Annotated in this window: 16 protein-coding genes and 1 tRNA gene; 14 read left to right on the top strand and 3 right to left on the bottom strand. The window is 58.2% G+C overall.

All coding sequences use genetic code 11. The features are described from left to right. The first annotated feature begins 17 nt into the window (after positions 1-17). Positions 18-749 (top strand): pteridine reductase, encoded by a 732-nt coding sequence (locus tag ACR2TX_RS02570; protein WP_133717711.1) that lies wholly within the window; start codon positions 18-20, stop codon positions 747-749. On the opposite strand, the gene folK is transcribed toward ACR2TX_RS02570, so the two are convergent. Together folK and folB are read right to left on the bottom strand one after the other, a co-directional pair. Then, a complete protein-coding gene (gene folK, locus ACR2TX_RS02565; protein WP_086135173.1) occupies positions 742-1,239 on the bottom strand; it encodes a 2-amino-4-hydroxy-6-hydroxymethyldihydropteridine diphosphokinase in 498 nt (165 codons plus the stop codon). The two genes, ACR2TX_RS02570 and folK, sit on opposite strands and share 8 nt — an antisense overlap. Continuing rightward, a complete protein-coding gene (folB, locus tag ACR2TX_RS02560; protein ID WP_077728432.1) occupies positions 1,232-1,597 on the bottom strand; it encodes a dihydroneopterin aldolase in 366 nt (121 codons plus the stop codon). Before folB ends, folK begins: the two co-directional genes overlap by 8 nt. An 83-nt stretch (positions 1,598-1,680) precedes the next feature. Between folB and plsY the strand changes: the two genes are divergently transcribed. Further along, positions 1,681-2,271 (top strand): glycerol-3-phosphate 1-O-acyltransferase PlsY, encoded by a 591-nt coding sequence (plsY, locus tag ACR2TX_RS02555; protein WP_077728431.1) that lies wholly within the window; start codon positions 1,681-1,683, stop codon positions 2,269-2,271. A gap of 22 nt (positions 2,272-2,293) precedes the next feature. Here the strand turns inward: plsY and tsaD are convergent, their stop codons facing one another. Continuing rightward, positions 2,294-3,331 (bottom strand): tRNA (adenosine(37)-N6)-threonylcarbamoyltransferase complex transferase subunit TsaD, encoded by a 1,038-nt coding sequence (gene tsaD, locus ACR2TX_RS02550; protein ID WP_077728430.1) that lies wholly within the window; start codon positions 3,329-3,331, stop codon positions 2,294-2,296. A gap of 114 nt (positions 3,332-3,445) precedes the next feature. On the opposite strand from tsaD, the gene rpsU reads away from it, so the two are divergent. The 12 genes from rpsU to ACR2TX_RS02490 all read left to right on the top strand — a co-directional run bounded on the left by rpsU (position 3,446) and on the right by ACR2TX_RS02490 (position 25,826). Next, positions 3,446-3,679 (top strand): 30S ribosomal protein S21, encoded by a 234-nt coding sequence (gene rpsU / locus ACR2TX_RS02545; RefSeq protein WP_026609693.1) that lies wholly within the window; start codon positions 3,446-3,448, stop codon positions 3,677-3,679. Positions 3,680-3,691: 12 nt separating this feature from the next. After that, complete coding sequence (locus ACR2TX_RS02540; protein ID WP_077728429.1) at positions 3,692-4,141, top strand: GatB/YqeY domain-containing protein; 450 nt, start codon at positions 3,692-3,694, stop codon at positions 4,139-4,141. Between the two features lie 63 nt (positions 4,142-4,204). Next, positions 4,205-5,932 (top strand): DNA primase, encoded by a 1,728-nt coding sequence (dnaG, locus tag ACR2TX_RS02535; protein ID WP_077728428.1) that lies wholly within the window; start codon positions 4,205-4,207, stop codon positions 5,930-5,932. 84 nt (positions 5,933-6,016) lie between these two features. Next, a complete protein-coding gene (gene rpoD, locus ACR2TX_RS02530) occupies positions 6,017-7,810 on the top strand; it encodes an RNA polymerase sigma factor RpoD (RefSeq protein ID WP_077728427.1) in 1,794 nt (597 codons plus the stop codon). 12 nt (positions 7,811-7,822) lie between these two features. Then, a tRNA-Ile gene (locus ACR2TX_RS02525) sits at positions 7,823-7,899 on the top strand. A gap of 428 nt (positions 7,900-8,327) precedes the next feature. Next, a complete protein-coding gene (locus ACR2TX_RS02520) occupies positions 8,328-8,831 on the top strand; it encodes an RNA polymerase sigma factor (RefSeq protein WP_077728426.1) in 504 nt (167 codons plus the stop codon). A gap of 234 nt (positions 8,832-9,065) precedes the next feature. After that, positions 9,066-10,070 carry a FecR family protein gene (locus ACR2TX_RS02515; protein WP_434110176.1) on the top strand — a complete coding sequence of 335 codons (1,005 nt, stop codon included), beginning with the start codon at positions 9,066-9,068 and terminating at the stop codon, positions 10,068-10,070. A 366-nt stretch (positions 10,071-10,436) separates the two neighbouring features. Beyond that, positions 10,437-10,682, top strand: coding sequence for an MbtH family protein (locus tag ACR2TX_RS02510; RefSeq protein WP_077728541.1), 246 nt, complete (start codon positions 10,437-10,439; stop codon positions 10,680-10,682). A 54-nt stretch (positions 10,683-10,736) separates the two neighbouring features. Further along, complete coding sequence (locus ACR2TX_RS02505; protein ID WP_434131113.1) at positions 10,737-11,723, top strand: 4'-phosphopantetheinyl transferase family protein; 987 nt, start codon at positions 10,737-10,739, stop codon at positions 11,721-11,723. Continuing rightward, a complete protein-coding gene (locus ACR2TX_RS02500) occupies positions 11,711-12,691 on the top strand; it encodes a cupin-like domain-containing protein (RefSeq protein ID WP_434131110.1) in 981 nt (326 codons plus the stop codon). Before ACR2TX_RS02505 ends, ACR2TX_RS02500 begins: the two co-directional genes overlap by 13 nt. A 53-nt stretch (positions 12,692-12,744) precedes the next feature. Further along, complete coding sequence (locus tag ACR2TX_RS02495; RefSeq protein WP_434131107.1) at positions 12,745-22,956, top strand: amino acid adenylation domain-containing protein; 10,212 nt, start codon at positions 12,745-12,747, stop codon at positions 22,954-22,956. A 203-nt stretch (positions 22,957-23,159) separates the two neighbouring features. Further along, complete coding sequence (locus tag ACR2TX_RS02490; protein ID WP_434131105.1) at positions 23,160-25,826, top strand: TonB-dependent siderophore receptor; 2,667 nt, start codon at positions 23,160-23,162, stop codon at positions 25,824-25,826. Positions 25,827-25,891: the final 65 nt, after the last annotated feature.

The following is a 25,891-nucleotide window of genomic DNA, read 5'->3' as shown; positions in this document are numbered from 1 at the left end:
GAGTCAAGGGGAATTGTATGGTGAAATCGGCGCTCGTCACTGGCGCGGCTCGCCGCATCGGCGCTGAAATCGTGCGTCGGCTGCATGCGGCCGGATACAACATCGTGCTGCATTATCACCGGTCGGCGACCGATGCCGAGGCTTTAGCCAACGAGCTCAATGCCGTGCGAGCGAACTCGGTTCGTTTGTTGCAGGCTGATCTGCTGGAAACGGAAAGACTGACCGAGCTCGTTCGGCAGACGGCGGCGTTTTGGGGTGGTTTGGACGTGTTGGTGAATAACGCCTCCGGTTTTTATCCTACGCCGTTTGGAGCGATCACTGAGGTTCAATGGAACGACCTCTTGGGCAGCAACCTCAAGGCGCCGTTTTTCCTGGCTCAGTCGGCCGTTCCCTATCTACGCGACCGTAAGGGTTGCATCATCAACATCGGCGACATTTACGCCGATCATCCTATCGAGAAATATTCGGTCTACAGTCTCGCCAAGGCCGGATTGGCGACGATGACCCGCGCTCTTGCCAAAGAGTTGGCGCCGGAAATTCGAGTTAATGGCGTCGCGCCGGGCGCCATTCTATGGCCCGAGCACGACGCCGATCCCGCGAAGAAAGCTGAAATCTTGGCGCGTATTCCTATGAAACGCGCCGGGGAGGCTTCGGATATCGCGAAAGCGGTATTGTTTCTGGTCGATGATGCGCCGTACGTGACCGGGCAGATGCTGGTCGTGGATGGCGGGAGGAGTTTATTCAGCTGATATCCGAAACCGAGCCCACCCGCCACTGGTTGACGCTAGTCTTGTCGAATTTGGCCCACAGCTCGGCGTAGGTCTCGCCGATCACCGGATGCTTTCGATTCGGCGCGATCTCCGCGAGCGGCTCCAATACGAAGGCGTAACGGGTGATGTCCTCGCGCGGCAATGTAAGCTTTCCTTCCTGGAGCACCTCGTCGCCGTAAAGAATCAAATCGATATCGAGGGTACGCGAGGAGAACTTTTTGCAATCTCGTGTACGCCCATGATTGTTTTCGATCTCGCTCAGGATCTTTACGATCTCGGATACCGGGAGTTCGGTGGAAAAGGCCGCTACCAAGTTGTAAAAGCGAGCGCCTTCGAAGCCTACCGCTTCGCTTTCGTAAACGCCGGAGACAGTCAACGAGCCGACACGCTCTTCCAGCTCTCTCAAAGCGGAAGGAATGTGCTTTTCTCTTTCGATATTGCTGCCGATGCTCAGGAAAACATCAGGCATATTTTCGTTTATCTCCTCTTTCGATAATGATTCCGACATCGCTGGCTTTACGGATCGCGCCCTTCTTGTTTAGCGTCAACCTAAGCCACGGCACATCAAATTCATCGATAACGATTTGAGCGACCTTCTCGGCTAGAGTTTCCACGAGAAAGAAGTCGCTTTCTTCCACGAAAGAAATGATGCGTTTGGACACCGCTTTGTAGTCGAGCGTGTGTTCGATATTGTCCGATGCCGCCGCCTCGCGGATGTCGGTACCCATTTCCAAATCGATCAGGATGGTTTGCTTGATCTTTCTCTCCCAATCGTAGATGCCGATCACCGTCTCGATCTCAAGGCCGCGTAGAAATATAATGTCCATCGTCAATCCGACCGGTTTTCGCTATTTCGCGAATTGGTAACATAAAAATTACAAAACTGGCAACCAGGATACATAATAAGCGCATGGCGGTGTGGTTTTTAGTTCCTTTGGCCTATTTCCTAGGCTCGCTATCCAGTGCGGTAATCGTAAGCCGATTGTTTCGCCTTCCCGATCCCCGAGAACAGGGCTCGAAAAACCCCGGTGCGACCAATGTGCTGCGGTTGGGTGGTAAAAAAGCAGCCGCGATTACCTTGTTAGGAGATGCCGCCAAGGGGTTGGTTCCGATCTTGTTGGCCAAGGCTTTTGACGCTGACCTGCTTGTGATCGCTTTGGTGGGGTTGGCGGCATTTTTTGGCCATCTTTACCCGGTATTTTTCCAGTTTAAGGGCGGCAAAGGCGTTGCCACAGCCTTGGGGGTACTCTTGGGATTTTCATGGATGGTAGGCTTGGCTGCTCTATTGACGTGGATTGCGATTGCTTTCGTCTCGCGTATCTCGTCGCTTGCGGCTTTGGCTGCGTCCGTTCTGGCACCCGTCTACGTTTGGCTTTTGACCGGTTCCGAGGCGTTGATTGGCGCCTCGGTCGTGATGGTCTTGTTTCTGATTTGGCGGCATCGGGGAAATATCGAGCGTTTGCGTCATGGACAGGAAGCGCGGATCGGGCGTAAAGCCTGACGGTTTCAGAATTGCCGCTTGTTTAGGCTGTTGACTCTTGCGATAGGGCGAGCGGTGCTAACTTGCTTAAGGGCCACCGCGGAAGAGCGTTGATCTCGGGGGGCTCCGTTTGGCCGGCGAGCAGTCTCTGGCAGCCGGCAAATGCGATCATGGCGCCGTTATCGCCGCAAAATTCGAGTCGCGGAAAATAAACCCGGCAGTTTTCTTCGCTAGCCATGTGCTGAAGTTTGTCGCGCATAGATCGGTTGGCGCTGACCCCGCCCGCGACCACTAAGCGGGTGAGCCCGCTTTCCTTGAGCGCCCGCCGGCATTTGATCGTCAGTGTATCGACCACCGCATCCTGGAATGCCTTGGCAATGTCCGCTTTATCCTGTCGAGTTTTGGCGGTGGATGCGAATGTTTGTAACGTATGCGTTTTAAGGCCGCTGAAGCTGAAATCGAGACCTGGCCGATCGGTCATGGGGCGAGGGAATTCAAACCGATGCTCGTCGCCTTCCTCGGCCAATTCTGCGATCGCGGGACCTCCTGGATAGCCCAGATCAAGCATCTTGGCGGTTTTGTCGAAGGCTTCCCCGGCGGCATCGTCCACCGATTCTCCCAAAATGTGATACAGGCCGATGCCTTCTACCTCGACGAGCTGGGTGTGGCCACCGGAAACGAGGAGCGCGATAAACGGAAAATCGGGTGGGTCGGACTCCATTAAGGGCGCGAGCAAATGGCCTTCCATGTGATGTACCCCTATCGATGGAATTTCCCATGCCCATGCTAGGCTGCGGGCGACGGAAGCGCCTACCAGGAGCGCGCCGATCAATCCCGGGCCGGCTGTATAAGCGATTCCGTCGATTTGCCGTTTGGAAATGCGGGCGTCTGCGATTACTTGCCGAATCAGCGGAACCAGTTTTTTGATGTGATCACGGGAGGCCAGTTCGGGTACTACGCCTCCATACTCCGCATGAGTTTTTACCTGACTATACAGGCGATGGGCCAAAAGTCCCTTGGTGGCGTGATAGATCGCCACGCCCGTTTCATCGCAGGATGTTTCAATGCCGAGTACGTACATACAAATTGACTTTTACCTTGCGCTCTGTAGTGAGTATAATTAGCACTTTTAAGTTGGCGGGGTAATCCTGCCTCGGGAATTTCGTCATTTTAGTCATCAATCTTGGGAAGCTACATGCCGTCGATTAAGCTTAGAGAAAACGAGCCCTTTGAAATTGCTATCCGTCGTTTTAAACGTGCCTGCGAGAAGGCCGGTATTCTTTCCGAAGTGCGCCGCCGCGAATTCTACGAGAAACCGACCGAGGAACGTAAGCGCAAAGCGGCTGCAGCAGTGAAGCGGCATCTGAAAAAGCTTTCCCGCGAACGGTTTGCTCTGCAGAATTTGCGCAAAGGGCGCCCGCAAACCTGATAGCCCCTTTCGATGAGCGTATTGAAAGAACGTCTCCAGGCGGATATGAAAGCCGCCATGAAAGCCGGAGAAAAAGATCGGCTGGGCGTCATTCGGCTGATAATGGCCGCCATCAAGCAGCGCGAGGTGGACGAGCGGATTCAGTTGGATGATGCGCAAGTCCTTGCCGTTCTGGACAAGATGGTCAAGCAGCGGCGTGAATCCATCACGCAATTTCAATCGGCAGGGCGGGATGATTTGGTTGCTGCGGAACAGGCGGAGCTTGGCGTTATTCAGGAATACTTGCCGCAAGCATTGAGCGAAGAGGAAGTGGAGTCTCTGATCAAGGAGGCTTTGGCGGAATCGGGTGCTTCCGGAGTCGGCGATATGGGCAAAGTTATGGCCGTGCTGAAGCCAAAAATGCAGGGGCGAGCCGATATGTCGATGGTTAGCTTGCGGGTCAAAAGCCTGTTAAGCGGCTAGGACACGGTAGTCTTGATGTTTTTTAGGAACGGCGTAGCGTGAACTGAGCTGCCGGTATAAACGATGGCCGGCAAGATTCCCCGTCAATTCATTCAAGAACTGATCGCTCGTATCGATCTGGTCGATCTGGTTGATGCGCGCGTGCCGCTTAAGCAAGCCGGCAGCAACTTTACTGCTCGTTGTCCTTTTCATAGTGAAAAAACACCCAGCTTTACCGTAAGTCGCGATAAGCAGTTTTACCATTGCTTTGGTTGCGGCGCACACGGTAATGCCATTGATTTTCTGATGGGCTATGACCATCTGAGTTTTGTCGAAGCGGTGGAAAGTCTCGCTGCGTCGGCGGGGTTGAAAATTCCGGTAGACGCCCAGAGTGCGACGGTAGATCCGCAGTCTAAGATGGCGAAGGCCATTTACGAACTGCAGGATGCTGTTTCCCGATTCTATGCACACCAGTTTAAAGTCCATCCCGAAACGTCGCGAGCTATCACATATTTGAAACGCAGAGGGGTCAGCGGCGAACTCGCTCAGCGATATCGCTTGGGTTATGCTCCTCCGGGGTGGCAAAATCTACCGTCGGAGTTTTCGCGGGAGCTGCTGGAGGCGGCGGGTCTTATGATCATGAAAGACGATAAGGCTTATGACAGATTCAGGGATCGTATTATCTTTCCCATTCGGGATCGCCGAGGCAGGGTGGTGGGCTTTGGCGGACGGGTGATGGGCGACGAAACGCCGAAATATCTCAATTCGCCCGAGACTATCGTTTTCAAAAAGCACAAGGAAGTATATGGACTATACGAGCTGTTAAAGCAGTCTCCGAGGCCGGAGCGCATCGTCGTGGTCGAGGGCTATATGGATGTGATCGCCTTGGCTCAAAACGGCATTTCCAATTCGGTTGCAACGCTTGGAACTGCTACGTCCGCTGATCATGTCGAGCTGCTTTTCCGTTATACGGATGAACTGGTTTTTTGTTTCGACGGAGATTCTGCGGGACAGAAGGCTGCCTGGAAAGCGCTCGAAGCAAGCCTTTCGTTCTTACGGGACGGACGGCAAATCCGATTTCTGGTTTTGCCGGAGGGGCAAGATCCTGATTCCTTGGTCCGATCGGAGGGTGCGGATGCTTTCCTAAACCGTCTCGATACCGCGTTACCTTTCTCTGACTATTTCTTCAGGTGTTTGGTGCGTCGGCTTGATTTAGGCACCTTAGAGGGACGCGCCGCTTTGATTAACAAAGCCAAACCATTGATTGGTAAGTTACCTGCTGGTGTTTTTCGTGAGATGATCGACAAACGTCTGGAGGAACTTGCGGGGCATGGGGTAGTCGAACCATCCGATAAATCGGCTAAGCTTGTAGGGCCGTCGGAATCAAGGGTTGCATCCGTAAGAGGTCGAGTGCAGCCCTCTGCATCACGTATCCTTTTGGCGCTTCTGGTCCAGAATCCAGAACTTGCGGCCATGGTTGGGGCTGACCTGCGTAGTAAGCTGCGTACGGTTAATAAGAATGGATACTTAATCGAAAAGGTGCTCCGGATTCTGGATGAAAATCCGGGTTCGACTAGCGGCGGCATCCTGGAGCATTTTCGCGGTGCGCCGGAGGAAAATTTTATCGCCAACCTCATAGAGTGGGATACTTTGTTGCCCAAGGAAGGTATACGAGCTGAGTTCTCAGATGCTTTAATGCGTTTCAGTCATCAGCTCAAGCGGGAGCGTTTGGATGAGCTCATCAAGAAATCGAAAAAAATGCAGCTCAGTTCCGAAGAGCGGGAGGAAATGCGAGTGCTCATGAGTCAATGAGGCCGGTAATTTAAGTTTCCTGTTTTCTCAAACTTTTAATATACTGTATTGTTTTGCGGGCATACAGCAGTCGCGGGTCAGTTGATGAATCTGGAACAACAGCAATCTCAGCTTAAAGAGCTTATCGCCAAAGGTAAAATGCAAGGTTACCTCACTTTTTCCGAGGTGAATGACCACTTACCCAGCGATATCGTCGATCCGGAGCAGATGGAAGACATCATCTGCATGATCAATGATATGGGAATTGAGGTGCACGAGGATGTGCCGGATGCAGATTTGATTCCCGAACCTGCCGTTGTTACCGAGGAAGATGAGGACGAAGCGGCGGAAGTCGCTGCGGCACTTGCTTCCTCCGTTGATGCCGAATTGGGCAGGACCACAGATCCCGTACGTATGTACATGCGTGAGATGGGAACGGTCGAGCTGCTGACCCGCGAAGGTGAGCTGAGCATCGCCAAGCGCATCGAGGAAGGACTGAACCAAGCGGCGAATGAGTTGGTTCGTTTTCCAGCTGCGATGGATCATTTTATCAGGGCCTTCGATGCTGTCGAAAAAGGAGAGGCTCGGTTGTCGGACTTGATTTCCGACTTTTTCGATCCGGCAGCCCAGTCGGAAGAGGTCTTGCTGGATGAAGAGGCCGACACCGAAATTCTCGATGAAACCGAGAGTGGGCCTGACCCGGAACTCGTTAGAGAGAAGCTCGAGCTTTTCAACAAGCAGCACAAAGCTGCTGTCAATGCACATCACAAGCACGGTTATCACCATGAACGTACGCAGAAAGCGTTCGACTCTCTTGCGGAAAGTTTCATGGAGTTCAAGAAAACGCCCCAGTTTTTCAAGGAGTTGACCGATCTGTTGCACAGTGCGGTCGAGAAGATTCGGGAGCAGGAGCGGATTATTCAGGATATCTGCGTCGTCAAAGCAAAAATGCCGCGCGCAGAATTCATCGCCTCTTTCGCCGGTAACGAAAGCAATCCCGATTGGTTTCAGAAACTGTTGGGGGCGCGCTATGGTGAGATATTGGCTTCTTATGCCGACGAGGTGAGGCGTGCGCAAAGCAAACTGGCGCAGATAGAAAAAGATAATCAACTGTCGATCGCCGACATTAAAGAAATCAATCGGCGCGTCTCTGTTGGCGAGAGCCAGGCACGTCTCGCCAAAAAGGAGATGATCGAAGCCAATTTGCGTTTGGTCATTTCCATTGCCAAAAAATATACCAATCGGGGATTGCAGTTCCTCGATTTGATCCAGGAAGGAAACATCGGCCTCATGAAGGCGGTCGATAAATTCGAATATCGACGCGGTTACAAGTTTTCCACCTATGCAACGTGGTGGATTCGCCAGGCGATTACGCGTTCGATTGCCGATCAGGCGCGCACCATCCGAATTCCGGTGCACATGATCGAGACGATCAATAAACTGAACCGTATCTCGCGTCAGATGTTGCAGGAAATGGGACGGGAAGCGACGCCGGAAGAACTGGCGGTCCGCATGGATATGCCCGAAGATAAGGTTCGCAAGGTTCTAAAGATCGCCAAGGAACCCATTTCCATGGAAACCCCCATCGGCGATGATGAGGACTCGCATTTGGGTGATTTCATCGAGGATTCTCGGGTGATGTCTCCGATCGAGCATGCAACCGTCGCAAGCTTGCGCGAAACGACTCAGCAAGTGTTGGCCGGATTGACGGCTAGAGAAGCGAAAGTCTTGCGGATGCGTTTCGGAATTGATATGAATACCGACCACACCTTGGAAGAAGTGGGCAAGCAGTTCGACGTGACCCGCGAGCGTATTCGTCAGATCGAAGCCAAGGCATTGCGCAAACTCCGTCATCCTTCTCGTTCCGAGCAACTACGCAGTTTCCTTGACATGGATTAACGACCAGTTCTCGGGCCCTTAGCTCAGTTGGTTAGAGCAGGGGACTCATAATCCCTTGGTCCAAGGTTCAAGTCCTTGAGGGCCCACCAAGTAAAACAAAGGCTTGCAGCGATGCAGGCCTTTTTCATTTTGAGCGAATGCCCAATTTCTGCTCAAGACTGGACTTTCGCTCCCGCCTGATTCTAACGACCATTCTCTTTGGTTGTTCCTTATCCGATAAACGTTTAACCGAGGCTAATCCCTCACTGCTATCCCAAAGATGCTCGGAGGCGGCTGCAAGGCACCGTAAAGCTTGAGAAGCGAAGCGCCGGGCATGGTAGAGCTGTGTGATATGCCGCATATAGTGAGTCATAAGCCCTAGTTTGCGAGGCTACATCTAGATTCCCACTCGAATCAGGCGCGGAAATGCGCTCGGCACAGACCTTGCTCGGATAGTTCAGCCACGATCTTCCTCTCGAGGCTTGAAAACTGTACTTGCTCCCCGATGGCGCCAAGACCCGTTAAGGAACAACAATAAATGAAATCGTCCGTTGCGCTTATTCAGTCGACTTACTTGGAAACTCGAAAACCCTTGCTGCAATTGCTCAAGCGCCGTCTCGGTTGCAGCGATACTGCGGAGGATGTAGTCCAGGAGGCCTATTTGCGGGTTATTCAGCAAAACTCCGTCGACGAAATAGTTAATCTGCCTGCTTACCTGTTTCGTATCGCGAGCAATTTGGTGGTCGATTACGGGCGGCAGGCCGTGGCGTCGGCGCAGGCTCATCACGAGCCGCTGGAAGAAGACCTGATCTGTCCGAAACCGCTTCCCGACAAGATCACGGAAGCAGGCCAAGAGTTGGACCTCCTTGGCCAATCGATCGCTGAACTGCCTCCGCAATGCCGCCGTATCTTTCTGCTGCACAAGGTCCAGCACCTCAGTCATGCCGAAATAGCCGAGCGATTGAATATCTCCCCTCGTACTGTGGAAAAACAGGTCGGTAAAGCGTTGAAGATTCTGCGCGATAGAATGCGGACTAGATAGCGCCGACGTTCTACTGCGAAAGAATAGGGTGCGGCAAATCCCGCTCTGACGTGTCCATCCTTGATGGTGCCCAGTAAGACCAACTTGCGTTCAAACTGGCAAAGTACTTTTCAGCGTTATTTTCCCAACGAACTCGTTATCATTTGACAAGGAGGAGTTGACCGGCTGTAATCGAAAAAGCTGGCAAGTGCCACGCCAGTTCGTCGCGCAGACAACAAGATAAAAAGAGCGGTTATGCATCCAAACCCCGTGGAGACGACGATCTCCGACGAGGCGATCGAGTGGTTCTCGAAACTCCACTCCGGCCGGGTTACGCCCGAGGATCGCAATCGTTTCGAGGACTGGCGAAAGCGTAGCTCCCTGCATGCCAAGGCTTATGCGGATGTCGAAATGTTTTGGGCGCTGCTGGACGAGCCGGCCCGACGGGTCTTCGAACGAGAAGAGACTTTGGCGTCGGAACAGACGGATGCGACCCCTCTCATCCGTAAAGCTGGGCAAAGGGTCGCTAGGCGACCGGCGCGCCGTGCCTTCGTGGGCTTATCTCTGGCTGCTGCGCTTGTCATGTACCTTTGGTTGCCGGGAGCTTTTCGCTTTTGGACCAGTGATTATCATACGGAGTGGGGCGAACGGCAGGAGATTACGCTGGAGGACGGCTCCCGAGTTTCCCTCAATACCCACTCAGCCTTATCGGTCGAGTTCTCCCCGGAACGACGCGTGATCAAACTCCTGGAAGGCGAAGCTTATTTCCAGGTGAGCCACGATCCAGACCGTCCCTTCATCGTCCTTACCGCTCATGGCGTGGCCAAAGTCACGGGCACCGCGTTCAACGTATACGAGCGGGATGACCGTATGACCGTCACCGTGTCCGAGGGGCGGGTGCGCGTCTACACCGAGGGGGCCGAGGATCGGGCGATAGAACTGAGCGCCGGATTGCAGGCGACCGGCAGCATCGACGGCATAGGCCCTGTTCTCCGCGTGGATGCCCGGCAGGCGTCGGCCTGGCGCGAGGGACTCTTGGTGTTCAACATGCAGCCGCTCGCCGCCGTGGTCGACGAGATAAATCGTTATTTCCCCGGCAAGATCATCATCGCCGATCCGCGCATCCGCGAGCGGGTCGTCAGTGGCGCCTTCGACCTGACCCGGCCCCGCGATATTCTTACCGCCATCGAGAAAACCTTAGGACTAAGCTCGGTAAATCTTTCCGGCGCTCTGACCTTGCTTTACCAGCCCACCCTCTGAGCTCTCAGCCGCCGCATCCGGCCGAGGGCTGGCGCACCTTCCCTCGCCGCCTGAATTCCTTTCTCACGCCTATCCCAAAGCCGTAGTCGTAGGTCGGCAATCCTTTGCCGACAAATGCACTTGCCGAACTGGGGTGTCGGGAAAGGATTCCCGACCTACTGAGGGCACTACACCAAACCTGACAACGCTCCAGCAGCACAGCGCATCCATTCCTCGGACACACCTCGCTTCAAATCGCCCTCAAAATTTTCGTCCCGGAGTACGGGGTCGGTTTTGTGTTTTCGTCAATACGGGTATCCGGGGCAAAAAACCTCGGCGACGAAAACCGATCCTGGTTGCTTGAACTCGAATCTGGAGGACGAAAACATGGCTTGGGATGAAGACGATACGACGATTTACCACGTGGTCGTCAACCATGAGGAGCAGTATTCGATTTGGCCGGAATACAAGGAAGTGCCTATAGGATGGCGAACGGTCGGCAAGAGCGGTCCGAAGCAGGAGTGTCTGGACTATATCAGGGATGTGTGGACGGACATGCGGCCTCTGAGTTTACGCAGACACATGGAGGAGGCGTCCCTTCAGGAAGCCGCGTCGGCAGGGAAGGAGGCTTGATGCGCGTGGGAATTCTCCGGTTCGGAGGATGCTCTTTCTGAGAAGGCGATACGGATGTCTCGGCCAGTGATTTCTACGCCTAATTTCCCTCGGCTGTCGCCGGCCGAAGTGCATGTCTGGTGTGTGCCGCTGATTTCTGATCTCGGCAATGCCGCAGACCACAGCGCCGTCGCTTACGAATCCTATTCCTGGTACTTCGCAGATTTGTCTAATGACGAACGGGAAAGAGCCGGCCGCTTCGCGTTCGAGCGAGACCGGGCTCAATACGCCGCGGCCAGAGGAATTCTCCGCCGGCTGCTCGCCGGATATCTGAACATCGACCCTTCTGAAATCCGTTTCGCCTATGGCGCTTTTGGCAAACCGGAATTGCGAAGTCCCTCCGTGGACTCCGTCCCGACGGGCCGCTGCGCGTCCCATTTCGCTCCCGGCGAAATGGTGGCGGGCCGCCCGGTCGAGCGGCTCCGGTTCAATCTTTCCCATGCCGGGGGCTGGGCGGCATACGCCATTTCCTGCGATAGCGAGGTCGGCATCGATATCGAGCCCGTGAGAAACGATGTCCCCTGGCAAGAACTGGCGCCTTTGGTCTTTTCGCCGAACGAGCAGGCCGAATTCAGCGAAATTTCCTTGTCCGAAAAGACGGCGGCATTTCTTCGGGGCTGGACCAGAAAGGAGGCCTATGTCAAAGGCCGTGGCGACGGCTTGTCGTTTTCTCTCGATGCCTTCGACATACCCTTGGGACCGCTCGAAACCCGATCCGCCGTCGAGATTCAAGACGCGCTGGGGCAGTCGTCCGGCTGGTGGCTTTACCCTCTCGACCTGATTCACGGTTTCGTTTCGGCTCTCGCGGTAGAGGGAGAGCCGGTCCGAGTCACGGTTCGCCACTGGGTGGAAAGCACGACAACGACCAAGCCGGCGACCGCCGTTCCTTCCCGTGAATCCGACTCGAGAGCGATTTCTAGTACGACCGGAAGCTTGCTGGGAAATGCTGGTTTGAAGGGTACGGAACTACGCAGGCATTCGGAGGGAGCATGGCGAATTTGATGCTCCGGAAGCCGGCGATCGAAACGGCGGCAGACGCGCAACCGGGGAATCCGGCTGCAGGTAAGGTATACCCTCCAATCGAGCGCAGAGCAAAACTCTCATCCGCCGATTTTTTCTCCGGGTACGTGGCCAAAGGCGTTCCGGTAGTCGTGAGCGGGGCGCTCAACCATTGCCCGGCACTCGCTCGCTGGACATTCGACCATCTGCGCCGAGTCTCCGGCCAACGCTTCGTCAAGCTCAAGCAAGGGCTGGCCGATGAAGGCGTCGCCGGTTTGAGGACGGTCGACGCCAGGTTGAGCGAGTATCTGGATCAACTGGAGGCCTACCAATCCCGGCTTGAATCGGACGAAATGGCAGCCAAGGATCGGCCGCCCTATTTTCACGACGTGCCGCTACTCGGCGTCTTACCCGATGCGGCAAACGACCTCCGCGGCTTTCCGTCGGACTATTTTCCGGGCTGGTACCGACCTTATTGGTTGCAGTTCGCCCAGTTCTTCCTGGGGCCGACACACAGTCTGACGCCGCTCCATTTCGATTGCCTGCTCACCCATAACCTGTTCTTCCAGGTGGCGGGGCGCAAGCGTTTCATCCTGCTGGATCACGACCAGCTCTCCTACTGTTACCGCTATCGGTGGCGCTGGTGCGAAGTGGACGCCGAAAACCCGAATTTCGTGCGCCATCCGCTTTTTCGGGAGGCGCAGGTTCGAGAGTGCACCGTGGAACCGGGAGACATGCTTTACATGCCCCCGGGAATGCTGCACCACGTCCGCAGTCTCGACTGCGCCATCTCCTTCAACGTGGACTGGCATACCCGCGACAGCTCCGTTCAGGGAATTTTGGCATTGGGACGAGGGATGCCGCTCAAGAACGTGTACTACAACACGGTGATCGCCCTCGGGCTATGCGCCGGCGTTTCCGCCAAGCGGGTACTCCCCTGGTACCGCTCATATCTGAATTACGTTTCATAAAGGAGGCCGCAGTGCGCAACTTCGAGGAGTCCGGAGTGACGGGAAATGTTGGGATGACTTGCTCCAATCTGGTCGAGCTGCTGGGCGCGAGAGCCAACGAGAATGCCTTGGGAAAAGGATACGTTTTTCTCGCCGACGGCGAAATCGAAAACGGCCGGCTGACGTTCGCCGATCTAGACCGGCGCGCCCGCGCCATCGCCGCCCGCCTTCAGACCCTGGGGATGGTCGGGGAACGAGCGGTGCTGCTGTATCCGCCGGGGCTTGAATATATCGAGGCCTTTTTCGGCTGCCTGTATGCCGGAGCCATCGCGGTACCGGCTTATCCTCCGACCCGCCAGCATCTGCCGCGCCTCCAGGCCGTGATGCGCGATGCCGCACCCGCCGCCATCATGACCACGGCGGAACTCGCCGCAAAATTCCGGGATGAATTCGTGGGAGGCGCGTTGCGCGCCGCGTCGAACTGGTTCGCCACCGATACCGTGGCTTCGGACGAAGCCGGGTGTTGGCAGGCGCCCGTACTCGCGCCGGAAAACATCGCCTTCCTGCAATACACATCGGGTTCCACCGGCGACCCCAAGGGCGTGATGGTGAGCCACGGCAATCTGCTCGCCAACCAGGAGGCCATCCGGCAAAGCTTCGGACACACCGAGCGCTCGACCGTGGTCGGCTGGCTGCCCCTGTATCACGACATGGGCTTGATCGGAAACATCCTCCAGCCGCTTTATGTCGGCTCTACCGCCGTCCTGATGCCACCCATGGCCTTTCTGGAGAAGCCGGTACGCTGGCTGAAGGCCATTTCCGAATTCCGGGCCGCGACTTCCGGCGGTCCCAACTTCGCTTACGATCTCTGCGTTCGCAAGGTGACGGCCGAACAAAAGCGCGACCTGGATCTCAGCGCCTGGACATTGGCCTTCAATGGGTCCGAACCGGTGCGTGCCGCGACTTTGGATCGCTTCGCCGGTGCCTTCGCCGAATGCGGCTTGCGCCGCGAAAGTTTCTTTCCTTGTTACGGTCTGGCCGAGGCTACGCTGTTTGTAACAGGAGCGAGGCTAGAAACCGGAGGCGTGAGGCTGGAGGAAACAAAGGCCAAACCCAGGATCGGCGATTCCTCAAGCCTCAAGTCTCCAGCCTCCAGCCTCGTTTCCTGCGGCTTGCCCGCGGATCGCCATATTGTCCAAATTGTCGATCCCCATACGGGAAAACCGTGCCTGCCGGGCCGGGAAGGCGAAATCTGGGTCTCGGGCCCCAGCGTGGCGCAAGGCTACTGGAACCGCGCCGAGGAATCCGAGAACACCTTCAGGGCGAGGCTAGAGGCTCTAGACCATAGACTTCGGACTAGCGGAATCCGGCCTATGGACTCTGGCCTAAAGCCTGAAGTCTCATTTCTCCGCACCGGCGACCTGGGATTACTCGACGACGGCCGGTTATACGTTACCGGGCGTATCAAGGACCTGATCATCATCCGAGGGCGGAACTATTACCCGCAGGACATCGAGCACGCACTGACTGACAGTGTGGATGTCCTGCGTCCCGGAGGCTGCGCCGCATTCTCTGTGACCTGTCAGGACGAGGAAAAGCCGATCGTGGTCGCGGAACTGACCCGCGAAGCCATACGGAAGGCCGATTACGAAGCGATTTTCGCATCCTTGCGGAGCACCCTGGCCGAGGCTTGTGAATTGACGGCCGCCGAACTGGTTCTCGTCCAGCCCGGCGGCGTTCCCAAGACCTCCAGCGGCAAACTGCGCCGCCAAGCCTGTAAGCAAGCGTACCTGGAGGGTGCTCTACCGGTGTTGGCGCGGTCGGACGACCCGAAGGAAGGGGGCGCGCAGCTTGCCGGGCAGGACAGCCCGGCTACTTCGGGTGGAATGAGGAAGGCGAGCGAACGCAAGGCGACGCCGCAGGAATTCCAACTCCAACTTCTGCAGGAAGCCTTGTCCGTCGTTCCTCACCCGCAGCGCGCCGCGCTGATCGCTCGTTTCCTCCGGACCAAGATCGCCCATCTGCTGAAGATCGAGGAATTCGCCGTATCCATGGAATCGCCGCTGCGAGCGTCGGGCCTCGATTCCCTGAAGGCCGTCGAACTCAAGCACACGGTGGACGAATTATTGGGCATCGAGGCCCCGTTGACGCTATTCCTGTCCGACCGGTCGGTGGTGGAAGTGGCTGAAGCTCTTGCCTGTCAGGCTGAAGGTTTGAGGCTGGAGGCTGTAGGAAATGACAAGGAACAGGCAATAGTCTCCGTTTCCTCAAGTCTCGAGTCTCTAGCCTCGAGCCTTTCTTCGACCCAGTTTTCCATGTGGACGATGCAACACATGGAACCGAACAGCATCGTTTACAACCTGCATCTAGCCTTGCGCATCGAGAACGGCGCCGACGCGGAAGCCTTGCGGCGATCCTTCTACCGCCTGGCGGAGCGGCACGAAATGCTGCGCACGGTTTATCGCAACGAGGGCGACGAGGTCTTTCAGTCGGTATTGCCGCTGGCCGACCTGCCCGACTTCTTTACTGCCGTCGACGCCTCGGTTTGGTCGGAATCCGAACTTCAAGACGACATGGCGCGGCGCATCCGCGAACCCTTCGACTTGGCGCACGGACCGGTCTTGCGGGTGGTCCTCTATCGACATGGAACCAAGGCTCCGGACTTCAGGCTCAAGACTTCGGATGTCCAGGAACCTGTAGCCCATAGCCTAGGGCCTCAAGCCTCTCCGCATACCCTCCTGCTTTGCGCCCACCACATCGCCCTGGACCTTTGGTCGGTGCTCGTGCTCGTCGACGAGTTGAGAAAAATCCGTTCGGAATTGGGTGAGACGGTTCCAGGGCCGAGCTTGTCCCCACCGGCTTCCAGCTATGCTGAATTCGCGGCCTGGCAACGGAACTATCTGGAAAGTCCGGCCGGCAATGCCGACTGGGATTACTGGCGGCAACGGCTTTCCGGAGAACTCCCGATCCTCGCCCTGCCCACTGACCGTGCGCGGCCTGCGGTACCGAACTACCGCGGCGCTTCGGTAGCGGTTCGCCTGAGCCGGGAGGAAACCGACAGGCTAAAGGATTTCGCGGCGCGGAGCGGCGTCACCCTGTTCACCCTATTGCTCGCGGCGTACAAGGTCCTGCTCCATCGCTACACCCGTCAAACCGACCTGATCGTAGGCGTTCCCACGGCCGGGCGCAGTCAGGCCCGATTCGCGTCCGTGGTGGGCAACTTCGTCAATCCGGTGCCGCTGCGCAGCCAGCCCGCCGCAGACAAGCCTTTTTCAGTTTATCTGGCGGAGATACACGACGCTTTATTGGGTGCTCTAGAACATCAGGACTATCCGTTTTCCCTCATGGTGGAACGTCTGCATGTCGAGCGCAACGCCGATCACTGGCCGGTCTATCAAACCCTATTCGTGCTGCAGCAGACGCAAGCGAATATCGGAAGCGAACTGGCGCAGCTCGCTCTGGGGGAAAACGGCGAGATGTCGGTCGGGAACGATTGGCCAGTGCGCCCCCTGGCCATCAGGCAGCGCATAGAGCGGTTCGATCTCAAACTGATGGCGGCCGAAGATGGAGCCAGCCTCCTGCTGTCCTTCCAATACCGCACCGATCTTTTCACGGAACGGACGGTTTCCCGGATTGCCGATCATTTCCGCAATCTCTTAGAGGCTGTGGCGGCGAATCCCGCAACAAGTATCGGCGGCTTGAGGCTGTTCGGCGAGCAGGAGCGAAATCACCTGTTGGACCAGGCCGTTGGGCCGGAGATGCCGCTTCCGGAAGAACCGTGCATTCATCGGCTGTTCGAGCTGCAGGCGGCCAACACCCCCGATCTTCCGGCCGTGGCGTGCAAGCAGCAACGCCTGAGCTACCGCGAATTGAACGCCGTCGCCAACCGCTGGGCGCATCATCTGATAGCGCTTGGAGTCGGGCCTGGCAGCCGGGTCGGCATTTGCGTCGAGCGCTCCGCGAATTTCGTGACGGCCATCCTGTCCGTGCTCAAGGCCGGCGCCGCCTACGTTCCCCTCGACCCCGCTTATCCGGAAGACCGGGTGGCCCGCGTGCTGGCCGACGCCGGCGTCGGCCTATTGCTGACGCAAACCGGCTTGAACGCTTCCAGCCATTTTCCCGCCATCGTCCGGCTCGATATGGATCTATGGCCGGAAGGACCGGAACCGGCGCACGACGATCCGCACCCTGCGATGACGCCGGACCATCCCGCCTATGTGATCTACACATCGGGGTCGACCGGACAATCCAAAGGCGTCGTGGTTTCTCACCGGAGCCTCGCTAATTACACCCAGCTTATTGCCGGGCAGATTTCCGCGATCGCCGGATTTCGTTACGCAATGGTATCTACGCCCGCGGCGGATCTCGGCAATACGGTCCTGTTCGCTTCCCTCGTTTCCGGCGGATGTCTGCATGTATTCGACCAGGATGCCGCCACGGATGGGCGCGTGTTCGCCGACTACATCGAACGCCAGCCGATCGACGTGCTGAAGATCGTGCCCTCTCATCTCGCGGCCCTCCTGGATTCGGCCGAAGGCAGGACCATCGCGCCTCGACGGGCGTTGATTTGCGGCGGCGACGTGCTCACCTACGATCTGGTCGGCCGGATCATCGCCCAGCGTCCGGAATGCCTTATCTTCAATCACTACGGCCCCACGGAGACCACGGTCGGATCGCTGATTCTTCCGATTGAACCGGACGTGCGGGAGAGCGGGGCAAGGGAATCGGTACCGATCGGCCGCCCGATCGCCAACAGCCGGGCCTATGTTCTCGACGGCAATCTCGAACCGGTGCCGAACGGTGTCGCCGGCGAGTTGTACATCGGCGGCGCGGGGCTGGCCCAAGGGTATCTGAATCGTCCGGACCTGACCGCCGAACGCTTCGTTCCCGATCCGTTCGGTGCAGGCCCCGGCGAGCGCCTGTACCGGACCGGCGACCTCGTGCGTCGGAGAGCCGACGGCCTCGTCGAATTCCTGGGGCGCGCTGACCATCAGCTCAAGATTCGAGGCTTTCGTATCGAGCCGGGCGAGATCGAGGCCCGCCTGCGGACCCATCCCGAAGTGCGGGATGCCGTGGTGACGGCCTGGGAAGACGAACGCGGAGTCAAACGTCTTGCCGCGTACATCGTATCCAGCGGCGACGAACCGGACCCGGAAGCCCTGCGTGTCCATGTCCAAATCGCTCTGCCGGACTACATGGTTCCGGCGGCCTTCGTGTTCCTGGACGGTTTGCCGCTGACTCCCAACGGCAAGCTGGATCGGAGGTCCCTGCCTAAGCCCGATCCTTCCCGTCAATTGACGCGCCGATACGCCGCACCCCGAAACGACGCGGAAGCCCGGCTGGCTGCCATTTGGGCCGAGGTGCTGCGCATCGACAGGGTCGGCATCCACGATAACTTCTTTTCGCTGGGAGGGGATTCCATCCTCAGCATACAGGTGGCGAGCCGCGCTCGGCGGATCGGCTTGAACCTGGCGCCGCGGCAGATTTTTCAGCACCAGACAGTGGCGGAATTGGCGCTGGCGGCGGAAAGCGCGGCTCCGTTCGAGGCCGAGCAAGGCATTATCGAAGGACCGGCTCCTCTAACGCCGGTCCAGCAGAAATTCTTCGCCCAGGATCTCGCGAATCCGCATCACTGGAATCAATCCCTGCTGTTGGACATGCTGCATCCGTTCGACCCCGGCCTGATGGAGCGCGCCGTGGAGCAACTGGTGTTCCATCATGACGTCTTGCGGCTGCGGTTTTCCCGCGACGCGGCGGCTTGGCGGGCCTGTTACGTCGGGAAAGAGCGGCAGCCCATGTTTCATCGGGAAGAACTGTCCGCTATCCCTGACGCGGCGTTCGAGGCCTTTCTTGCCGGACGCGCGGAGTATTGGCAGCGACAGATCGATCTCGGCGAGGGGCCCACGCTCCGGGCGGTCTGGTTCGAACTCGGGCGGGGACGCGGCGCGCGGCTGTTGCTGGTCATCCATCACCTGGCCATGGATATCGCGAGCTGGCGCATCCTGCTGGACGATCTCGTGCTCATCCACGACCAATTGGCCTCCGGCCACGCCGTGACCTTGCCGGCCAAAACGACCTCTTACCGGCAATGGGCTGCGCGGCTTCAGGACTATGCCGGAACCCTGGCGGGGGAGGGGAGAGCGCCATCCTGGTGGCACTCGCGGGAGGCTGCTGAAACGGCTTTGCCGGTCGATCGCGACGAAGGCACGAACACCGAAGCCGATGCCGCCGAGTATACGGTCAAGCTCTCCGAAAAACTCACTCGGGCGCTCATTCAGGAAGCCGGAGCGGCCTATCGGACCAGCGTTCAGGAATTGTTGCTCATCGCCGTCGTCAAGGGTCTTTCGGACTGGTCCGGCCTGCACCGGTTGCGGGTGGAGGTCGAAGCGCACAGCCGCGACAACGGCCCGTTCAGGGATTTGGATTTTACGCGGACGATAGGACGGTTCACGACCTCCTACCCGGTGACCTTCGATATCGATCCGGCGAACGCCACCGGAGGCATCATCAAGGACCTCAAGGAGCAGTTCCGCCGCCAGTCCGCACGGGGATTCGACTACACCGTCTGGCGCTGGCTCGGCGAAGGGCGGGAAAAAGGCTGTTCGGCGGATGCGCCCATCCTGTTCAATTATCTCGGCCACCTGGACCTCGGAACCGACGCCCACGCGTATTTCCGGCAATGCGCGCTGGCATCGGGCATCGCCCGCGCCTCGGCGAACCGCCGGACGCACGAATTGGCGGTCAACGCCGCGGTCAGCGGCGGGCATCTCCAACTGACCTGGATTTACAGCGCGGCGCGTTATGGCGGCTCGACCATCGCCCGCCTCGGCGACGCCGTGATCCAGGCATTGGAGACGCTGATCTCCCACTGTCTCGAACCCGGCGTGTCCGGGCTAACGCCCTCCGATTTTCCGCTGGCCAAGCTGTCCGCGCAGGAGCTCGACAGACTGCCTTATCCGCCGGGAAACATCGAGGATGTCTATCCGCTGGGGCCCATGCAGGAAGGCATGCTGTTCTATTCCCTGATGTATCCGGGATCGGGCATCTATCACATGATCGATCGCTACGAAATCGACGGGGATGTCGAAATCGAGGCTTTCAAGGCGGCCTGGCAGGAGGTCTTGGACCGTCACCCCATCCTCCGCACGTCCTTTCTTTGGAAAGACTATTCGAGTCCGCACCAGTGCGTGCAGAAGCACCTGGCGCTGCCGTTCGATTATCAGGACTGGAGAGGAATGGACCCAGTCGAACAGGAACGGCGGTTCGAGGCGTTGATCGAAACCGAGCTGAAAACGGGTTTCGATTTCACGGTGGCGCCTTTGATGCGGATACGCCTGGTCCGGTTCGGCGACCGACGTTACCGCTTCATCCGCAGCCATCACCACATTCTCATGGATGCCTGGTGCAAGTCCCCGGTTTTGTTGGAGTTCCGGGCGAACTATGAGGCCAAGGTAAAAGGAGAGCCCTGCCCGCCCAGGGAGGCTGCGATACCCTATCGGGACTATATCGGCTGGCTTGCGGAGCAGAACCGGGAGGCTGCTGAAAATTTCTGGCGCCGGTACCTTACCGGATTCGGCGAACCCACGCCGCTGGTCGTGGACAAGCCGGTTCCGCCGGAAACAAAAGGCACGAGCCAGGTCCGGGATCGGGTGGCGCCGTTGTCCGAGGAAGACACCAAGGCGCTTCATGCTTTGGCGCAGCGTTGCCAAGTGACGCCGAACAGCGTCTTGCAGGCCGCCTGGGCGCTGATGCTGGCCCATTATTCGCGGTGCGACGAAGTCGTGTTCGGAGTGACTGTGGCCGGACGCCCGACCGATTTGCCCGGGGTGGAAACGGCGCTGGGATTGTTCATCAACAGCCTGCCGTTGCGGGTCAAGGTCAAGCCGGATCAGCCGGCCCTGGAATTCCTGCGCGAACTGCTGTACCACAATCTGGAGCTCCGCCAATACGAATACATGCCTCTGGTACAGATACAAGCTTTGAGCGAGCTTCCCAGAGGCCAGGCGCTCTTCCAGCACCTGTTCGTGTTCGAAAACGCGCCGGTCGATCCGACCTTGCGGGGTTCCAAGGACGTTTTGAACATCGTCGACGACAAGCACCGCACCCATTCCAATTATCCGATCAACGCGGTGCTGGTTCCTTCCCCGCGTTTCCACCTGCAAATTACCTATGACGTAAACCGTTTCGAACCGGCCGCCGTGGAACGGATGCTCGGGCATTTCAAGACCTTGCTGGAAAGCCTCATCCGCCATCCCGGCGCCCGCCTGGGCTCGCTCCCGATGCTGACCGAAAGCGAGCGCGGCGCAATCCTGGAGCAATGGAACCGGACCGATCATCCCTATCCCGAACCTCGGGACATCGTGGCCCGTTTCGAAGCGCAGACGGCGCTGGCGCCCGAGGCGGTCGCCGTCGCCTGCTGCGGCGAGGCATTGACCTATCGTGAACTCAACGCCCGCGTCAATCGCCTGGCTCACGCCTTGCGCGCCGCTGGGGTGGGCCCCGAGACGCTGGTCGCCCTGTTGAACGATCGCGGCATCGATTTCCTGGTGATGATGTTGGGCGTGTTCAAAGCCGGCGGCGCCTATCTGCCGCTCGATCCCGGCCATCCCGACGCACGCCTGACGCAGGTGCTGGAGGAAGCCCGCGCCGCTCGGCTGCTGGTTGGCAAGTCCTTCCGGGAACGGGCCGAATCAGTGTGCCGGACGGTCTCCCGGCGGCCGGCGCTGCTGGTACTGGACGAACCCGTGGCGCAAAGCTATCCGGCCACCGATCCCGAACGCCTGCACGGCCCCGGCAGCCTGGCCTTCACGATCTTCACGTCCGGCTCCACCGGAACGCCCAAGGGCGCCATGGTCGAGCACCGGGGCATGTTCAACAACCTGATCACCAAGGTTCCGACTTTGGGTTTGAGCGAAGCCGACGCCATCGCCCAAACCGCGGGACAGTGTTTCGACATTTCCGTCTGGCAGCACCTGACGGCTCTCGCATGCGGCGCTCGGGTCGAGATTTTCCCGGACGACATCGTGCGCGATCCCGGCCTGCTTCTCCGCCAAATCGCCGAACGCGAAGTCACCGTTCTGGAGGCGGTTCCGTCGATGATCCAGGCCCTGCTGGAAATGGCCGGGGGTATCGAGCTGCCGCGGCTGCGCTGGCTGATCGCCTGCGGCGAGGCGTTTCCGCCGGACCTCTGCCGGCGCTGGATGAAACGCTTCCCGCACGTGCGGGTGCTCAATGCCTACGGTCCCGCCGAATGCTCGGACGACGTTTCCTACTACGAGGTACCGGAAACGCCCGCAGAAACCGAAACGATCGTGCCGGTCGGGCGCCCCGTGGACAACACCCGGCTGTATCTTCTGGATGCCTGGCTCACCCCGGTTCCCGTGGGCGTGCCCGGAGAAATCTGCGTGGCCGGTATCCAGGTCGGGCGAGGTTACCTGCACCGGCCGGAAACGACGGCGGAAAAGTTCGTTCCGGACCCGTTCGGCCCTGTCGGCGGGCGCTTGTACCGCACCGGCGACCTCGGCCGTTACCGGGAGGACGGCGCCATCGAGTTCCTCGGACGCATCGACCACCAGCTCAAGATTCGCGGGGCGCGGATCGAACCGGGCGAAATCGAGGCGCAGCTTCTCCTGCATCCGGCCGTGGAGCAAGCCGTGGTGGTGGCCCGAGACGACGGAGGCGCGGGCGGCAAACGTCTGGTGGCCTATGTCACGGAACGCTTGCCGTTTTCTCCCTCTCCCTCCGGCAACGGGCCGGATGCGCAACCCGGAGAAAATTTGGAGAGCAAGCCGAGTATCGCGGCTCGCGAGGAAACCGCGGACGGTCTTTCCCTGATCGACCAGTTGCGCGCCTATCTCTCGGCACGGCTTCCGAACTTCATGGTGCCATCGGTCTTCGTTCGCCTCGACGCCATGCCTCTCGGTAGCAACGGCAAAATCGACCGCAAGGCCTTGCCGGCGCCGGACGTCGCCGCTCAAAGGGAAGCGCGCTACGTGGCCCCGCGCACCCCTGCGGAAGAAATTCTCGCCGACATCTGGAAAGACGTATTGGGCCTGGATAGGGTCGGCGTCGAGGACAACTTTTTCGATCTCGGCGGGCACTCCCTCATCGCCGTACAAGTGCTGTCTCGGGTACGGACCGCTTTCGATGTCGAGGTTCCCCTGAGACGCGTCTTCGAGGCCTCCACCATCACACAGCTCGCCTTGGTGATCGAGGAATGCCTGATCGAACAACTCGAATCCCTTTCGGAAGAGGAAGCCTTGGCGTTACTGGAGGACGGATCATGAACTGAAGAAACACTGTAAGAAACCTTCCCGTGTGGGTAAAGGCATCTACTGAAGTCGTCGCCCCGGCATGGATTGCCGGGGTCCGGAAGCCAAGGACGGCAAAGGCCTCTTAACTCCTGTGCTCTGAATTCCGGCACGAATTCGCCCGGAGCGGAGTGATTCTGAGGTGTCATTCGACCAGCCTGCAGAAAGAAAAAATAACGATGAAAACGACCGATAACTTGAAATTTACTGGGGAAGACGTCCTGTCGATTAACAAGGATCGACAACAAGAAGCTGTCGCTCATCAAGGAGGGAATGGTGTTGAGACAGGTTCGAAGAATGGCCTGTGCCCAGGTGCCCTTACCCGCAAGAGTACGGCCATTGCCGCGGCTTTTGCGGCCTATGTTCCGCTTGCTTCCGTCGGCGCCGAGCCGCAGCCCGTCGGCAAGGCCACGACGACCGCTCAAGCGCCGATCCAATTCGACATTCCGGCGCAAGATTTGCCCCGCGCCCTGTCCGCTTTCACCGTGCAGAGCCGCGTCCAGGTTCTTTACGAAGGCGATGTCGCCGAGGGGCTGCGCAACGCCCCCCTCAAAGGCGCCTATACACCGGAAAAGGCCTTGAAAGTGCTGCTGAGCGCGGCTCCCGTTCAAGCCCGTTTCACCGGCCAACGGACGGTGACCCTGGAGCGCAAGCCAATCGCCGTTCAATCCGGCGGCGATGCAGCCGACGCCATCGCGCTCGGGAAAGTGACTGTCAGTGCGGGAGCGGAGGCCGATCCGAACGATCCCTACAACGAGGACTACGCCGTTTCCAAATCCTTCCCAGCCACCAAGACCGACACGCCGATCATCGAGACGCCGGTATCGATTCAAGTAGTGCCGAGAGCGGTGATGGAGGATCAGAAAACTACCAGGATTACGGATGCTCTGGAGAACGTGAGCGGCGTTCGAGCGCAATCCTCCCTCGGAGCGGGCACCGGCTTCATCGTTCGCGGATTTCGCAATCCCTTGACCTACCGCAACGGCCTAATGGCAGTCCCGAGCGGTTTCCGTTCCGAATTCGATACGGCCAATCTGCAAAGCGTCGAAGTGCTCAAGGGGCCGGCGTCGGTTCTGTTCGGACGCGCGGAGCCCGGCGGCTTGATCCATGTCACGACCAAGAGGGCGCTCGACATTCCTTATTACTCCCTGGAACAACGGTTCGGCTCGTACGACTTCTATCGCACCGAATGGGACGCTACCGGCCCGATCACCGACGACAAATCCTTGTTGTATCGCTTCACCGGCTCCTACCAGAACAACGAGTCGTTCCGGGATTTCATCTCCAATGACAGGATCATGGTTTATCCCAGCGTCACGTGGCGACCGACCGAGGCAACCGATATAACGATCAACATCGAGGGGCTCAATCAGGACTACCAGGCCGATTATGGCATCCCTGTCATCGGCAAGCGCCCGGCGAATATCCCCGTGAGACGTGCCTTCGGCGATCCCAACGATCCGTTGGACAATATTTCCAGGGTGTTGCTGGGTACCGAAATCAACCATCGGTTCAACGAAGACTGGGCCATCCATAACCGGTTCCTCGCCAACTTCGGCCATGGCGACGAAACCTTTCTCAACCCTGCACCGGCGTTCGGGAACGCATTGAATCCCGTTACCGGCATCCTTCAGCGCAACGTCTTTTTCCAGCGTTATGACAGCGAGGGCTACACTACCAACCTCGATTTGACCGGCAAGTTCCGGATCGGTCCAACCGACCACGACGTCCTGGTGGGATACGACTATTTCCGGTCCTTCACCAAATACCGCACCCAGGGTTTTTTCGACACCCCCGACCCGGCGCTGGCGATCAACATATTCAATCCTTCGCCCAGTTATGGAATCGACAAGGCCGTATTCGACAGTGCCGTATTAGAGACGGAATTTCAGAACAACCGCTCGGTGATCAAAGACGAGTGGCACGGCGTTTATTTCCAGGACCACATCACCTTGTGGGACAAGCTGCATATCATGGGGGGAGGCCGTTACGACTGGATCGAAACGGGTAGAGGTCGGGGCAGCTCCTTCTCGGCTGCCGACAAAAACCTGCCGGACACCATCCGGAAAGACGACGGATTCAGTCCGCGCGTGGGCATTCTCTACCAGCCTTGGCAGTGGCTGGGAGTTTACGGTAATTGGACGACCTCGCTCGGCGCCAACAATGGGATATCGGCAGCCGGGAGATCCTTTGATCCTCAAATCGGCGAGCAATTCGAAGCCGGAATCAAGACCTCTTTGTTCGAAGATCGTTTGCTCGCTACCTTGGCTTATTACCACATCACCAAGGACAACCTGCTCACCCCCGACCTGACGACGCCCGATCCCAACGACAGCGTGGCGATCGGCCAGCAGCGCAGCCAGGGAATCGAACTGGACGTAGCGGGGCGTATTACCGACAACTTGAGCATCATCAGCAGCTATGCCTTCACCGATGCCCGGATTACCAAGGACAACCGAGCCCTGAATGGCCAGATTAAGGGGTACGAGGGCAAGCGACTGAACAATGTGCCCGAGCATGCGGCAAGCCTATGGCTCAGATACGACCTCAACGGGTACGAAGCGCCGGACGGTTGGAGTTTCGGTCTAGGCGGCGTACTGGCGGGGCAACGGGAAGGCGATGTCGAGAATACCTTCCAATTACCCGGCTATGTGCGGATGGACGCCTTCGCGGCATACCGATTGAAGGTAGGGCCGACGCGCGTCACGGCTCAATTCAATATCCGCAACCTGCTCGACAAGACGTATTACGAGTCCACCGATCCGGATATCAATGTATCGCCGCGCCTGGGCGTTTATCCCGGCGCACCGCTGACGGCCATCGGTTCGGTGCGGGTGGAATTTTGATGTTCAAGTATTTGGATAGCTAAGACGACCCGAACACGCAATGCCGATGAGCCTCCTTGCAAACG

Origin of the sequence: Methylocaldum sp. GT1BB, assembly GCF_051027545.1 — a bacterium.
GTDB lineage: Bacteria > Pseudomonadota > Gammaproteobacteria > Methylococcales > Methylococcaceae > Methylocaldum.
The sequence above is the reverse complement of the archived record's forward strand: the minus strand, read 5'-3'. Positions and strand labels throughout refer to the sequence as shown.

What these genes read in the sequence shown, in the direction of transcription:
- ACR2TX_RS02570 (WP_133717711.1), top strand. Translation starts at nt 18, where the DNA reads ATGGTGAAATCGGCGCTCGTCACTGGCGCGGCTCGCCGCATCGGCGCT.
- folK (WP_086135173.1), bottom strand. Translation starts at nt 1,239, where the DNA reads ATGCCTGATGTTTTCCTGAGCATCGGCAGCAATATCGAAAGAGAAAAG.
- folB (WP_077728432.1), bottom strand. Translation starts at nt 1,597, where the DNA reads ATGGACATTATATTTCTACGCGGCCTTGAGATCGAGACGGTGATCGGC.
- plsY (WP_077728431.1), top strand. Translation starts at nt 1,681, where the DNA reads ATGGCGGTGTGGTTTTTAGTTCCTTTGGCCTATTTCCTAGGCTCGCTA.
- tsaD (WP_077728430.1), bottom strand. Translation starts at nt 3,331, where the DNA reads ATGTACGTACTCGGCATTGAAACATCCTGCGATGAAACGGGCGTGGCG.
- rpsU (WP_026609693.1), top strand. Translation starts at nt 3,446, where the DNA reads ATGCCGTCGATTAAGCTTAGAGAAAACGAGCCCTTTGAAATTGCTATC.
- ACR2TX_RS02540 (WP_077728429.1), top strand. Translation starts at nt 3,692, where the DNA reads ATGAGCGTATTGAAAGAACGTCTCCAGGCGGATATGAAAGCCGCCATG.
- dnaG (WP_077728428.1), top strand. Translation starts at nt 4,205, where the DNA reads ATGGCCGGCAAGATTCCCCGTCAATTCATTCAAGAACTGATCGCTCGT.
- rpoD (WP_077728427.1), top strand. Translation starts at nt 6,017, where the DNA reads ATGAATCTGGAACAACAGCAATCTCAGCTTAAAGAGCTTATCGCCAAA.
- ACR2TX_RS02520 (WP_077728426.1), top strand. Translation starts at nt 8,328, where the DNA reads ATGAAATCGTCCGTTGCGCTTATTCAGTCGACTTACTTGGAAACTCGA.
- ACR2TX_RS02515 (WP_434110176.1), top strand. Translation starts at nt 9,066, where the DNA reads ATGCATCCAAACCCCGTGGAGACGACGATCTCCGACGAGGCGATCGAG.
- ACR2TX_RS02510 (WP_077728541.1), top strand. Translation starts at nt 10,437, where the DNA reads ATGGCTTGGGATGAAGACGATACGACGATTTACCACGTGGTCGTCAAC.
- ACR2TX_RS02505 (WP_434131113.1), top strand. Translation starts at nt 10,737, where the DNA reads ATGTCTCGGCCAGTGATTTCTACGCCTAATTTCCCTCGGCTGTCGCCG.
- ACR2TX_RS02500 (WP_434131110.1), top strand. Translation starts at nt 11,711, where the DNA reads ATGGCGAATTTGATGCTCCGGAAGCCGGCGATCGAAACGGCGGCAGAC.
- ACR2TX_RS02495 (WP_434131107.1), top strand. Translation starts at nt 12,745, where the DNA reads ATGACTTGCTCCAATCTGGTCGAGCTGCTGGGCGCGAGAGCCAACGAG.
- ACR2TX_RS02490 (WP_434131105.1), top strand. Translation starts at nt 23,160, where the DNA reads ATGAAAACGACCGATAACTTGAAATTTACTGGGGAAGACGTCCTGTCG.